At 74.2% G+C, this 15,157-nt stretch carries 1 protein-coding gene (running past one end of the window); it reads left to right on the top strand.

Annotated features, from left to right (window positions below; genetic code table 11):
• The coding region annotated (locus tag ACWDBE_RS37390; RefSeq protein ID WP_449810202.1) for a type I polyketide synthase crosses the window boundary (this coding region is incomplete at its 5' end): on the top strand, positions 1-15,157 show 15,157 of its 30,120 nt. 14,963 nt of the annotated region lie beyond the right edge of the window.

Here is a 15,157-nt window from a genome sequence, read left to right as displayed (position 1 = left end):
GAGGTGACCGTCGCCGCGTGTGACGTCGCCGACCGTGCGGCCGTCGAGGCGCTGCTCGCCGAGCACGAGTTCACCGCCGTCGTCCACACCGCCGGTCTGACCGGTTCGGCCGTGCTCGCCGTCACCGACGCCGCCGAGACCGCCGAGCTGATGGCCGCGAAGGTGGCCGGTGCCGCGCACCTGGACGAGCTGCTCGGCGACACCGAGCTGGACGCCTTCGTCCTCTTCTCCTCCATCGCGGGTGTCTGGGGCAGTGGCGGGCAGTCCGCCTACGCGGCCGCCAACGCCTACCTCGACGCCCTGGCCGAGCAGCGCCGCGGCCGCGGCCTCGCCGCCACCGCCGTCGCCTGGGGCCCCTGGGCCGACGGCGGCATGGTCGACGGCGAGGGCGAGCAGCAGCTGCGCCGCCGCGGCCTGCCGCCGCTCGCCCCCGAACTGGCGCTGGCCGCCCTCGGCCGCGCCCTCTCCGAGGGCGACGCCACGCTGACCGTCGCCGACGTCGACTGGGCGCGTTTCGCCCCGGCCTTCACCGCCGGCCGCAACCGCCCGCTGATCGCCGACCTTCCCGAGGTCCGGGCGCTGCTCGACGCCGAGCAGGCGCCCGCGCAGACCACCGACCAGGCCGGCCGGCTGCGCGAGCGGATCGCCCCGCTCGCCGCCGCCGAGCAGGTGCAGCTGCTGACCGGGCTCGTCCGGGGCCACGTCGCCACGGTGCTCGGCCACGCCGACTCCGCCGAGATCGAGTCCGGCCGCGCCTTCAAGGACCTCGGCTTCGACTCGCTGACCGCCGTCGAGCTGCGCAACCTGCTGACCGCCGGCACCGGTCTCTCCCTCCCGGCCACCCTGGTCTTCGACTACCCGACCCCCGAGGTCCTGGCCGCCCACCTGCGGACCCGCCTGCTCGGCGAGCAGTCCGCCGCCGTGCCCGCCGCCGCGACCGCGCGGACCGACGACGAGCCGATCGCCATCGTCGGCATGGCCTGCCGCTACCCCGGCGGCGTCAGCTCGCCCGAGGACCTGTGGCGGATCGTCGCCGACGGCATCGACGGCATCGGCACCTTCCCCGAGGACCGCGGCTGGGACCTCGACGCCCTCTACCACCCGGACCCGGCACACCAGGGCACCTCCTACTCGCGCGAGGGCGGCTTCCTCCCCGGCGTCGGCCGCTTCGACGCGGGCTTCTTCGGCATCTCGCCGCGCGAGGCGCTGGCGATGGACCCGCAGCAGCGCCTGCTGCTGGAGACCTCCTGGGAGGCCTTCGAGCGCGCCGGCATCGACCCGGCCACCCTGAAGGGCAGCCAGGCCGGCGTGTTCGTCGGCTCCAACGGCCAGGACTACGGCGCCCTCCTGATGAGCACCGCCGAGGCGACCGAGGGCTACCTGGCCACCGGCAACGCCGCCGCCGTCGTCTCCGGGCGCCTGGCCTACACCTTCGGTCTCGAGGGCCCGGCGGTCACCGTCGACACCGCGTGCTCCTCCTCCCTGGTCGCCCTCCACCTGGCCGTCCAGTCGCTGCGGGGCGGCGAGTGCACGATGGCCCTGGCCGGCGGTGTCACCGTCATGTCCACCCCCGCCGCCTTCGTGGAGTTCAGCCGCCAGCGCGGCCTGGCCGTCGACGGGCGCTGCAAGTCCTTCGCGGGCGCCGCGGACGGCACCGGCTGGGGCGAGGGCGTCGGCGTGCTGCTGGTCGAGCGGCTGTCGGACGCGCAGCGCCTCGGGCACCCGGTGCTGGCGGTCGTCCGTGGTTCGGCGATCAACCAGGACGGTGCCAGCAACGGCCTGACCGCCCCCAACGGCCCCGCGCAGCAGCGCGTCATCCGCCAGGCGCTGGCCGGCGCCGGCCTGACGGCCGACCAGGTCGACGCCGTCGAGGCGCACGGCACCGGCACCGTGCTCGGCGACCCGATCGAGGCCCAGGCCCTGCTCGCCACCTACGGCCAGGAGCGCAGCGGCGACCGCCCGCTCTGGCTGGGCTCGCTGAAGTCCAACATCGGCCACACCCAGGCCGCCTCCGGCGTCGGCGGCGTGATCAAGATGGTCATGGCGATCCGCGCCGGCGTGCTCCCGAAGACCCTGCACGTCGACGAGCCGTCCCCGCACATCGACTGGACCTCCGGCGCCGTCGAGCTGCTGACGGAGTCGCGGGACTGGCCCGAGACCGGCGAACCCCGCCGGGCCGGCGTCTCCTCCTTCGGCGTCTCCGGCACCAACGCCCACGTCCTCATCGAGCAGGCCCCGGCGGACACCGACGCGCCGGCCCGCGAGGCCGTTCCGGCCCCGGCCGCCGACCTGCCGGTCGTCCTGTCGGGCCGCACCACCGACGCCCTGCGCGCCCAGGCCCGCCGCCTGGCCGCCCACCTGCGCACCCGGTCGGACGTGCCGGCCGCCGACCTCGCGTACTCGCTCGCGACCTCCCGGGCCGCCTTCGAGCACCGGGCGGCCGTCGTCGTGGACGGCCCGGCCGAGCTGCTGGCCGCCGTCGAGGCACTGGCCGAGGGCGGCACGGCCGCCGGGCTGGTGACGGGTGCCGCCTCGGGCGGCAAGCTGGCGTTCCTGTTCACGGGGCAGGGGAGCCAGCGTCCGGGCATGGGGCGTGAACTGTACGACGCCTTCCCGGTGTTCGCGGACGCCTTCGACGCCGTCTGCGCGCGGGTCGAACTGCCGCTGCGGGAAGTCGTGTTCGGCGAGGACGCGGACGTTCTCGCGCGCACCGAGTACACGCAGGTCGCGCTGTTCGCGGTGGAGACCGCACTGTTCCGCCTCTTCGAGAGCTGGGGCGTGCGCCCCGACGTCCTGGTCGGCCACTCGATCGGTGAGATCGCGGCCGCGCATGTCGCCGGGGTGCTGTCGCTGGACGACGCCGTCACCCTGGTCGCGGCGCGTGGCCGGCTGATGCAGGCGCTGCCGAAGGGCGGCGCGATGGTGGCGGTCAAGGCGACCGAGGCCGAGGTGCTGCCGCTGCTCACGGACAACGTCAGCATTGCCGCCATCAACGGGCCTTCCTCCGTGGTGATTTCCGGTGGCGAGGCCGAAGTGCTGGCGATAGCCGGGAAGTTCGGGAAGACCAAGCGGCTGAGCGTCTCGCACGCCTTCCACTCGCCGCTGATGGACGGCATGTTGGAGGAGTTCCGGGTCGTCGCCGAGGGCCTGGACTACGCCGAGCCGGTCATCCCGGTGGTGTCCAACGTGACCGGTTCGGTCGCCACCGCCGAGGAGCTGTGCTCGCCCGAGTACTGGGTGCGCCACGTCCGCCAGGCCGTTCGCTTCGCCGACGGCATGCGGACCCTGGAGGCCCAGGGCGTCAGCACCTTCGTCGAGCTGGGCCCGGACGGTGTCCTCACCGCCATGGCCCAGGAGTGCCTGACCGGCGCCGCGGCCTTCGCCGCCGCCCTGCGCACCGGACGGGGCGAGGCGCAGACCGCGCTGACCGCCCTGGCCGCCGCCCACGTCCACGGCTCGGCCGTCGACTGGAGCGCCGTCTTCGCCGGCACCGGCGCCGTGCGCGTCGACCTGCCGACGTACGCCTTCCAGCAGGAGACCTACTGGCCCGACCTCAGCCTCGTGGCGCGTCCGGCCCTCGACGGGCCCGCCGGGGACGTCTTCGACAGCGCGGTCTTCTGGGAGGCCGTGGAACGCGAGGACCTCGGCGCGCTGGCCGAGGCCCTGGAGGTGGACGACGCCGAGCAGGGCGTCCGCGCCTCCCTCGGCACGGTGCTGCCCGCGCTCTCCTCCTGGCGGCGTCGCCGCCGTGAGCGCCACACCGTCGACGGCTGGCGCTACCGCATCCAGTGGAAGCCGGTGACCGAGCTCGGTTCCGCCGTTCCGTCCGGTGAGTGGCTGGTGGTGGCGGAGGACGTCTCTGCCGCGCCGGTGGTGGCGTGTGCGGGGGCGTTGTCGGGTCGTGGTGTGTCGGTGCGGCTGGTGGGTTCGGCCGGGCTGTCGCGCGCGGAGTTGGCGGCTGCGGTGGCTGCGGCTGCCGGTGCCCCGGTGGCGGGTGTGCTGGGTGTGGTGTCGGACGCGGGTGTCGCGCTGACGCTGGTGCAGGCCCTCGGTGACGCCGGTGTCGGTGCGCCGCTGTGGCTGGCGACCGGAGGCGCCGTGTCGACGGGTCGTGCGGATGTGCTGCGTGACGCGGCTCAGGCGCAGGTCTGGGGTCTGGGCCGGGTCGTCGCGCTGGAGCACCCGGAGCGTTGGGGTGGTCTGGTCGACCTGCCGGAGGTGCTGGACGAGCGGGCGCAGGGCCGACTGCTGTCGGTGCTGGCCGGTCTGGGTGACGAGGACCAGGTCGCGGTTCGGGCGAGCGGTGTGTTCGTGCGCCGGCTGGTCCGGGTGCAGGGTGCTGCCTCGGCGTGGGCGCCGCGTGGCACTGTTCTGGTGACGGGTGGTACGGGTGCGCTGGGTGCCCATGTGGCCCGTTGGCTGGCGGGTGGTGGTGCGGAGCACGTGGTGCTCACCAGCCGCCGTGGCCTGGACGCGCCGGGCGCGGCCGAGCTGCGCGACGAACTGACCGCGCTCGGCGCCCGGGTGACTGTCGCCGCGTGTGATGTCGCCGACCGTGCGGCCGTCGAGGCGCTGCTCGCCGAGCACGCCTTCACCGCCGTCGTCCACGCCGCGGGTGTGGCGGACGGGGGCACGATCGCCGACACCGACCTGCCCGCCTTCACCGACGCGCTCCGCGCGAAGGTCGACGGTGCGGCGCACCTGGACGAGCTGCTCGGCGACACCGAGCTGGACGCCTTCGTCCTCTTCTCCTCCATCGCGGGTGTCTGGGGCAGTGGCGGCCAGGCCGCCTACGCGGCCGCCAACGCCCACCTGGACGCCCTGGCCGAGCAGCGCCGTGCCCGTGGCCTCGCCGCCACCGCCGTCGCCTGGGGCCCCTGGGCAGACGGCGGCATGGTCGAGGCCGAGGCGGAGGACCGCCTGCGCCGCCGCGGCCTGCCGGTGCTGCCGCCCGCGCAGGCGGTTGCCGCACTGGCCGCCGCCGTCGCCGAGGACGAGCCCGCCGTGGTGGTGGCCGACGTCGACTGGGCGCTGTTCGTCCCAGGCTTCACCGTGGCCCGCCCGCGCCCGCTGATCGGCGACCTGCCCGAGGTGCAGCGCGCCCTCACCGGTGCCGCGCCCTCGGCCCAGCCGGACGGCGAGGCCAACGGCCTGGTCCAGCGCCTGCTGGCGCTCACCCCGGCCGAGCGTGAGCGCGCCCTGCTGGACCTGGTCCGGACCGAGGCCGCCTCGGTGCTCGGGCACCACGGCGCCGGAGCCGTCGAGCCGGTCAAGGCCTTCCGTGAGCTGGGCTTCGACTCGCTGACCGCCGTCGAGCTGCGCAACAACCTGAACGCGGTCACCGGCCTGCGGCTGCCCGCCTCCCTGGTGTTCGACTACCCGAACGCCGCAGTCGTCGCCGAGCACCTGCTGGCCGAACTCCTCGGCTCCCAGGAGCAGTCCGACGCGCCGACCGCCGTCTCCGCCGCCGACGAGCCGATCGCCATCGTCGCGATGAGCTGCCGCCTGCCCGGTGGTGTCCAGTCGCCCGAGGACCTGTGGCGACTGGTCGCCGAAGGCCGCGACGCCGTCGGCGGATTCCCGACCGACCGCGGCTGGGACCTGGACGCGCTCTACGACCCGGACCCGGCGAACCTCGGGACCTCCTACGCCCGTGACGGCGGATTCCTCGACAGCGCGGGCGAGTTCGACCCGTCGTTCTTCGGCATCAGCCCGCGTGAGGCGCTGGCGATGGACCCGCAGCAGCGTCTGCTGCTGGAGACCACCTGGGAGGCCTTCGAGCGCGCCGGCATCGACCCGGCGTCCGCGCGGGGCAGTCGGACCGGTGTCTTCATGGGCTCCAACAGCCAGGACTACGCCGCGCTGCTGCTCGCGCTCACCCAGGACGCGGACGGCTACCTGGCGACCGGCAACGCGGCCAGCGTGGTCTCCGGGCGTCTGGCGTACACCTTCGGGCTTGAGGGCCCGGCGGCGACCGTCGACACGGCGTGTTCGTCCTCGCTGGTCGCGCTGCACTTCGCCGTGCAGGCGCTGCGCAGCGGTGAGTGCTCGATGGCGCTGGCCGGTGGTGTGGTCGTGATGTCCACCCCGGGCACCTTCGTGGAGTTCAGCCGCCAGCGCGGCCTGGCGACGGACGGCCGCTGCAAGCCGTTCGCCGCCGCCGCCGACGGCACCGGCTGGGGCGAGGGCGCGGGCGTCCTGCTGCTGGAGCGGCTGTCGGACGCGCAGCGCAACGGGCACCCGGTGCTCGCGGTCGTGCGCGGTTCGGCGATCAACCAGGACGGTGCCAGCAACGGCCTGACCGCCCCCAACGGTCCGTCCCAGCAGCGGGTCATCCGCGCGGCGCTGGCCAGCGCCGGGCTGTCCGCCGGCGAGGTGGACGCGGTCGAGGCGCACGGCACGGGCACCCGACTGGGTGACCCGATCGAGGCCCAGGCCCTGCTCGCCACCTACGGCCAGGAACGCACCGAAGAGCCGCTCTGGCTGGGCTCGTTGAAGTCCAACATCGGCCACACCCAGGCCGCCGCCGGCGTCGCCGGGATCATCAAGATGGTCATGGCGATGCGGGAGGGGCTGCTGCCGCAGACCCTGCACGTGGACGAGCCGACCCCCGAGGTCGACTGGGCCTCGGGCGCGGTCGAGCTGCTCACCGAGGCCCGGCCGTGGCCCGAGACCGGCGCGCCGCGCCGGGCGGGCGTGTCGTCCTTCGGCATGAGCGGCACCAACGCGCACGTCATCATCGAGCAGGCCCCGGCGGCGGTCGAGGCGCCGCAGGCCGCGGCCCCGGCCGACGAGGCCGGTCCGGTGGCGCCGTGGGTGCTGTCGGCGGGCAGTCCGGAGGCGCTCCGGGCGCAGGCCGGCCGACTGCTGGCCGTGCTGGACGAGGGCGGCGACCTGTCGCCGGCCGAGGTCGGCTTCTCGCTGGCCACCACGCGTGCCGCGCTGGAGCACCGGGCCGCGGTGGTCGCGGAGGACCTCGCCTCGTTCCGGGGCGGTCTGGCGGCGTTGGCCGAGGGTCGCTCCGCTGCCGGGCTGATCACGGGTACGGCGGGTGCCGGGCGGACGGCGTTCCTGTTCACGGGGCAGGGAAGCCAGCGTCCGGGCATGGGGCGTGAGCTGTACGACGCCTTCCCGGTGTTCGCGGACGCGTTCGACGCGGTCTGCGCGAGGGTCGAACTGCCGCTGCGGGAGGCGGTGTTCGGGGAGGACGCGGACGTTCTGGCCCGTACGGAGTTCACCCAGGTGGCGCTGTTCGCGGTGGAGACCGCGCTGTTCCGTCTGTTCGAGAGCTGGGGGGTGCGCCCGGACTTCCTGGTGGGCCACTCGATCGGTGAGCTGGCGGCCGCGCATGTCGCGGGTGTGCTGTCGCTGGACGACGCGGTGGCGCTGGTGTCCGCTCGCGGCCGGCTGATGCAGGCGCTGCCCGAGGGCGGTGCGATGGTGGCGGTCAAGGCCTCCGAGGCCGACGTCCTGCCGCTGCTGACCGAGAACGTGAGCATCGCCGCCGTCAACGGCCCGACCTCCGTGGTGCTTTCGGGCGATGAGTCCGAAGTCCTGGCCATCGCTGGCCAGTTCGAGAAGTCGAAGCGTCTCCATGTCTCGCATGCCTTCCACTCGCCCTTGATGGACGGGATGTTGGACGACTTCCGCCAGGTGGCGGAGGGCCTGACCTACTCGGCGCCGCAGATCGCGGTGGTGTCCAACGTGACCGGTGCGGTCGCGACGGCGGAGGAGTTGTGCTCGCCCGAGTACTGGGTGCAGCACGTGCGCCGGGCGGTCCGCTTCGCCGACGGCATGGGGGCCCTCGAAGCCGAGGGCGTCAGCGTCTTCGTCGAGCTTGGCCCGGACGGTGTGCTGTCGGCCATGGGCCAGGAGTGCGTGGAGCAGGGTGTGTTCACTCCGGCTCTGCGTGCTGAGCGTTCGGAGGCGCAGACCGCGCTGACGGCGCTTGCGACTGTTCACGTCCATGGTGTCGCTGTGGACTGGAGGGGTGTGTTCGCTGGTGCGGGTGTGCGCCGGGTCGAGCTGCCGACGTATGCCTTCCAGCGTCAGCGTTACTGGCCGCAGGCCGCCGAGCGTGAGGTCGTGTCGGAGGGTGCGGTCGCGCTGAGTGCGGCCGAGGCGCGGTTCTGGGATGCGGTTGACGCGGGGGATCTGGACATGTTCCTGTCGACGCTCGATGTGCGTCGGGAGGACAGTGCGGACGCGCTGTTGCCCGCGCTGTCGTCCTGGCGTCGCAGGCGGCAGGAGGAGTCGGCGGCCGAGGGCTGGCGCTACCGGGTGACGTGGAAGCCGGTTGCGGGTGTCGGTGGGCAGCCGGCCGTCCTGGGCGGGACCTGGCTGGTGCTGGTCCCGGCCGGTGTTGAGTCGGCGGGTGTGGTTGCGGCGCTGTCCGGTCACGGTGGCGTTGTTCTGCCGGTGGAGATCGGCGCGGGCGGGCCGGACCGGGAGGAGCTGTCCGCTCGTATCGGTGTGGCCGTGGCCGAGGTCGAGGATCTGGTCGGTGTCGTCGTCGTGGCGGGCACCGTGCTGTCGACGCTGGTCACGGTTCAGGCGCTCGCCGACGCGGGCGTCGAGGCCCCGCTCTGGCTGCTGACCAACGGCGCCGTGTCGACGGGTCGTGCGGATGTGCTGCGTGATGCGGCGCAGGCGCAGGTCTGGGGTCTGGGCCGGGTGCTCGGCCTGGAGCACCCGCAGGGCTGGGGCGGTCTGGTCGACCTGCCCGAGGTGCTGGACGAGCGGGCCCAGGGCCGACTGGCCGCCGTGCTCGCCGGCCTCGGCGACGAGGACCAGCTCGCTGTGCGCGCGAGCGGTGTGTTCGTGCGCCGACTCGTCCGGGTGCAGGGTGCTGCCTCGGCGTGGGCGCCGCGTGGCACTGTTCTGGTGACGGGTGGTACGGGTGCGCTGGGTGCCCATGTGGCCCGTTGGCTGGCGGGTGGTGGTGCGGAGCACGTGGTGCTCACCAGCCGCCGTGGCCTGGATGCCCCGGGCGCGGTGGAGCTGCGCGAGGAGCTGCGGAGCCTTGGCGCCGAGGTGACTGTCGCCGCGTGTGATGTCGCCGACCGTGCGGCCGTCGAGGCGCTGCTCGCCGAGCACGCCTTCACTGCCGTCGTCCACGCCGCCGGTGTGGACCGCGCGACCCCGCTGGGCACGACCACGGTGGAGGAGTTCGCCGAGGTCCTGGCCGCCAAGGTGGACGGTGCGGCGCACCTGGACGAGCTGTTCGGGGACACCGAGTTGGACGCCTTCGTCCTCTTCTCCTCCATCGCGGGTGTCTGGGGCAGTGGTGGGCAGTCCGCCTATGCCGCCGCCAACGCCTACCTGGACGCCCTGGCCGAGCGGCGCCGTTCGCGTGGCCTGGCTGCCACGGCGGTTTCCTGGGGTCCGTGGGCCGAGGGCGGTATGGCGGCCCAGGGCGACAACGAGGCCCAGCTGCGTCGGCGTGGTCTGCTGCCGATGGCTCCGGCTCCGGCGGTCGCCGCGCTGGCGCAGGCCGTGGACGGCAGCGACGCGACGGTGACCGTCGCGGACGTGGACTGGTCGCGGTTCGCCCCGGCCTTCACCGCCGCCCGCCCGCGCCCGCTGATCGCCGAACTTCCGGACGTCCAGCGCGCCCTCGTGGGTGCCGCCGTGGCGTCGGGCCGGTCGGAGGGTGATGGCAACGGTCTGGTCCAGCGCCTGCTGGCGCTCACCCCGGCCGAGCGTGAGCGCGCCCTGCTGGATCTCGTCCGGACCGAGGCGGCGGCGGTGCTCGGGCACGCCTCCGCCGGTGCGGTCGAGGCGGGTCGGGCGTTCAAGGAGCTGGGCTTCGACTCGCTGACCGCCGTCGAGCTGCGCAACCGTCTGAACGCCGCCACGGGTCTGCGGCTGCCCGCGACCCTGGTCTTCGACCACCCGACCGCCGCCGCGCTGGCGACCCACATCGGTGCCGAACTCCTGGGCACCGTAGGCACGGTGGACGACGTTCCGGTGCGTACGACGGCCGTGGACGACGAGCCGATCGCGATCGTCGCGATGGCCTGCCGCTACCCGGGCGGCGTCGCCTCGCCCGAGGACCTGTGGCGACTGGTCGCCGAGGGCCGCGACGCCGTCGGCGGCATGCCGGCCGACCGCGGCTGGGACCTGGACGCCCTGTACGACCCGGACCCGGCGAACCTCGGGACCTCCTACGCCCGTGACGGCGGATTCCTCGACGGCGCGGGCGAGTTCGACCCGTCGTTCTTCGGCATCAGCCCGCGTGAGGCGCTGGCGATGGACCCGCAGCAGCGTCTGCTGCTGGAGACCACCTGGGAGGCCTTCGAGCGCGCCGGCATCGACCCGGCGTCCGCGCGGGGCAGTCGGACCGGTGTCTTCATGGGCTCCAACAGCCAGGACTACGCCGCGCTGCTGCTCGCGCTCACCCAGGACGCGGACGGCTACCTGGCGACCGGCAACGCCGCCAGCGTGGTCTCCGGCCGTCTGGCCTACACCTTCGGGCTTGAGGGCCCGGCGGCGACCGTCGACACGGCGTGCTCGTCCTCGCTGGTCGCGCTGCACTGGGCGGTCCAGGCGCTGCGCAGCGGTGAGTGCTCGATGGCGCTGGCCGGCGGTGTGGTCGTGATGTCCACCCCGGGCACCTTCGTGGAGTTCAGCCGCCAGCGCGGCCTGGCCTCGGACGGCCGCTGCAAGGCCTTCGCCGCCGCCGCCGACGGCACCGGCTGGGGCGAGGGCGCCGGTGTGCTGCTGCTGGAGCGCCTGTCGGACGCCGAGCGCAACGGGCACCAGGTGCTCGCGGTGATCCGTGGCAGCGCGATCAACCAGGACGGTGCGAGCAACGGCCTCACCGCCCCGAACGGCCCGGCCCAGCAGCGCGTCATCCGCGCGGCGCTGGCCGACGCCGGGCTGTCGGCCGATGAGGTCGACGCGGTCGAGGCGCACGGCACGGGCACCCGACTGGGTGACCCGATCGAGGCCCAGGCCCTGCTCGCCACCTACGGCCAGGAGCGCAGCGGGGACCCGCTGTGGCTCGGCTCCCTCAAGTCCAACATCGGCCACACCCAGGCCGCCTCCGGCGTCGGCGGCATCATCAAGATGGTCATGGCGATGCAGCACGGCGTGCTGCCGCAGACCCTCCACGTCGACGAGCCGACCCCCGAGGTCGACTGGGCCTCGGGCGCGGTCGAGCTGCTGACCGAGGCCCGGGACTGGCCGGAGCGCGGCCGTCCGCGTCGCGCGGCCGTCTCCTCCTTCGGCATGAGCGGCACCAACGCCCACACCATCATCGAGCAGGCGCCCGCGGCCTCCCCGGTCGCCCGGGAGATCGCCGACGAGGCCGGTCCGGTGGCGCCGTGGGTGCTGTCGGCGGGCAGCCCGGAGGCGCTCCGGGCGCAGGCCGGCCGACTGCTGGTCGTGCTGGACGAGGGCGGCGACCTGTCGCCGGCCGAGGTCGGCTTCTCGCTGGCCACCACGCGTGCCGCGCTGGAGCACCGGGCCGCGGTGACGGCCGGTGACGAGGCCGGTCTGCGCGAGGGCCTGGCGGCACTGGCCGAGGGTCGCTCCGCTGCCGGGCTGATCACGGGTACGGCGGGTGCCGGGCGGACGGCGTTCCTGTTCACGGGGCAGGGGAGCCAGCGTCCGGGCATGGGGCGTGAGCTGTACGACGCCTTCCCGGTGTTCGCGGACGCCTTCGACGCGGTCTGCGCACGGGCCGAACTGCCGCTGCGTGACGCCGTGTTCGGCGAGGACGCTGCGGTTCTCGCGCGCACCGAGTACACTCAGCCGGCGCTGTTCGCCATCGAGGTGGCGCTGTTCCGGCTCTTCGAGAGCTGGGGGGTGCGCCCGGACTTCCTGGTGGGCCACTCGATCGGTGAGCTGGCGGCCGCGCATGTCGCGGGTGTGCTGTCGCTGGACGACGCGGTGGCGCTGGTGTCCGCTCGCGGCCGGCTGATGCAGGCGCTGCCCGAGGGCGGTGCGATGGTGGCGGTCAAGGCCTCCGAGGCCGACGTCCTGCCGCTGCTGACCGAGAACGTGAGCATCGCCGCCGTCAACGGCCCGACCTCCGTGGTGATTTCGGGCGATGAGTCCGAAGTCCTGGCCATCGCCGGCCAGTTCCAGAAGACCAAGCGGCTGCACGTCAGCCACGCGTTCCACTCGCCGCTGATGGACGGCATGCTGGCGGAGTTCCGGGCCGTCGCCGAGGGCCTGGACTACGCCGCGCCGACGATCCCGGTCGTGTCCAACGTGACCGGCGCCCTGGCCGCCGCCGAGGAGCTGTGCTCGCCCGAGTACTGGGTGCAGCACGTGCGCCGGGCGGTCCGCTTCGCCGACGGCATGCGGGCCCTCGAAGCCGAGGGTGTCACCACGTACCTGGAGCTTGGCCCGGACGGTGTGCTGTCGGCCATGGGCCAGGAGTGTGTCGAGCAGGGTGTGTTCACTCCGGCTCTGCGTGCTGAGCGTTCGGAGGCGCAGACCGCGCTGACGGCGCTTGCGACTGTTCACGTCCATGGTGTCGCTGTGGACTGGAGGGGTGTGTTCGCTGGTGCGGGTGTGCGCCGGGTCGAGCTGCCGACGTATGCCTTCCAGCGTCAGCGTTACTGGCCGCAGGCCGCCGAGCGTGAGGTCGTGTCGGAGGGTGCGGTCGCGCTGAGTGCGGCCGAGGCGCGGTTCTGGGATGCGGTTGACGCGGGGGATCTGGACACGTTCCTGTCGACGCTCGATGTGCGTCGGGAGGACAGTGCGGACGCGCTGTTGCCCGCGCTGTCGTCCTGGCGTCGCAGGCGGCAGGAGGAGTCGGCGGCCGAGGGCTGGCGCTACCGGGTGACGTGGAAGCCGGTTGCGGGTGTCGGTGGGCAGCCGGCCGTCCTGGGTGGCACCTGGCTGGTGCTGGTCCCGGCTGGCGTCGAGTCGGCGGGTGTGGTTGCCGCGCTGTCCGGGCACGGTGGCGCTGTTCTGCCGGTGGAGCTCGGCGCGGGTGTGCCGGACCGGGAGGAGCTGGCCGCTCGGATCGGTGTGGCCGTGGCCGAGGTCGAGGATCTGGCCGGTGCCGTCGTCGTGGCGGACACCGTGCTGTCGACGCTGGTCACGGTTCAGGCGCTCGCCGACGCGGGCGTCGAGGCCCCGCTCTGGCTGCTGACCGGGGGTGCGGTCACCATCGGCCGCGCCGACCGGATGCGCGACGCGTCCCAGGCGCAGGTCTGGGGTCTGGGCCGGGTGCTCGGCCTGGAGCACCCGCAGGGCTGGGGCGGTCTGGTCGACCTGCCCGAGGTGCTGGACGAGCGGGCCCAGGGCCGACTGGCCGCCGTGCTCGCCGGCCTCGGCGACGAGGACCAGCTCGCTGTGCGCGCGAACGGCGTGTTCGTACGCCGACTCGTCCGGGCCGAGCGTGCCGAAGGCACGGGCTGGAGCCCGCGCGGCACCGTCCTGGTCACCGGCGGCACCGGCGCCCTGGGCGCCCGCGTCGCCCGTTGGCTGGCGGGTGGTGGTGCGGAGCACGTGGTGCTCACCAGCCGCCGTGGCCTGGATGCCCCGGGCGCGGTGGAGCTGCGCGAGGAGCTGCGGAGCCTTGGCGCCGAGGTGACTGTCGCCGCGTGTGATGTCGCCGACCGTGCGGCCGTCGAGGCGCTGCTCGCCGAGCACGCCTTCACCGCCGTCGTCCACGCCGCCGGTGTGGACCGCGCGACCCCGCTGGGCACGACCACGGTGGAGGAGTTCGCCGAGGTCCTGGCCGCCAAGGTGGACGGTGCGGCACACCTGGACGAGCTGTTCGGGGACACCGAGCTGGACGCCTTCGTCCTCTTCTCCTCCATCGCGGGTGTCTGGGGCAGTGGTGGGCAGTCCGCCTACGCTGCCGCCAACGCCTACCTGGACGCCCTGGCCGAGCAGCGCCGTTCGCGTGGCCTGGCTGCCACGGCGGTTTCCTGGGGTCCGTGGGCCGAGGGCGGTATGGCGGCCCAGGGCGACAACGAGACCCACCTGCGTCGGCGTGGTCTGCTGCCGATGGCTCCGGCTCCGGCGGTCGCCGCGCTGGCGCAGGCCGTGGACGGCAACGACGCGACGGTGACCGTCACGGACGTGGACTGGTCGCGGTTCGCCCCGGCCTTCACCGCCGCCCGCCCGCGCCCGCTGATCGCCGAACTCCCGGACGTGGTACGAGTGCTGGCCGAGACCGAGGCCGGCGGGACCGCTCCGGGCGGCCCGGCGAACGAGCTGCGGGACCGGCTGTCCGGCCGGTCGCAGGCCGAACGCGACCGCCTGCTGGTCGAGTTGGTCCGCGCCGAGGCCGCCGCCGTCCTGGGGCACGCCTCCGCCGGTGCGGTCGAGGCGGGTCGGGCGTTCAAGGAGCTGGGCTTCGACTCGCTGACCGCCGTCGAGCTGCGCAACCGTCTGAACGCCGCCACGGGTCTGCGGCTGCCCGCGACCCTGGTCTTCGACCACCCGACCGCCGCCGCGCTGGCGACCCACATCGGTGCCGAACTCCTGGGCACCGTAGGCACGGTGGACGACGTTCCGGTGCGTACGACGGCCGTGGACGACGAGCCGATCGCGATCGTCGCGATGGCCTGCCGCTACCCGGGCGGCGTCACCTCGCCCGAGGACCTGTGGCGACTGGTCGCCGAGGGCCGCGACGCCGTCGGCGGCATGCCGGCCGACCGCGGCTGGGACCTGGACGCCCTGTACGACCCGGACCCGGCGAACCCCGGCACCTCCTACGCCGACCAGGGTGGATTCCTCGACGGCGTCGGCGAGTTCGACCCCGGCTTCTTCGGTATCAACCCGCGCGAGGCCCTCGCCATGGACCCGCAGCAGCGCCTGCTGCTGGAGACCACGTGGGAGGCCTTCGAGCGCGCCGGCATCACCCCCGACGCGGCGCGTGGCACCCGGACCGGCGTCTTCGCCGGCACCAACAGCCAGGACTACGCGAGCCTGCTGATGGCCAGCCCGCAGGGCACCGACGGATACCTGGCCACCAGCAACGCGGCCAGCGTGGTCTCCGGGCGTCTGGCCTACACCTTCGGGCTCGAGGGCCCGGCGGTGACGGTGGACACCGCGTGCTCCTCCTCGTTGGTCGCCCTGCACCTCGCCGTGCAGTCGCTGCGCAGCGGTGAGTGCTCGATGGCGCTGGCCGGCGGTGTGGTCGTGATGTCCACCCCGGGCACCTTCGTGGAGTTCAGCCGCCAGC

It is taken from the genome of Kitasatospora sp. NPDC001132, from assembly GCF_053598415.1.
This window is presented reverse-complemented; position numbering and strand designations above follow the sequence as displayed.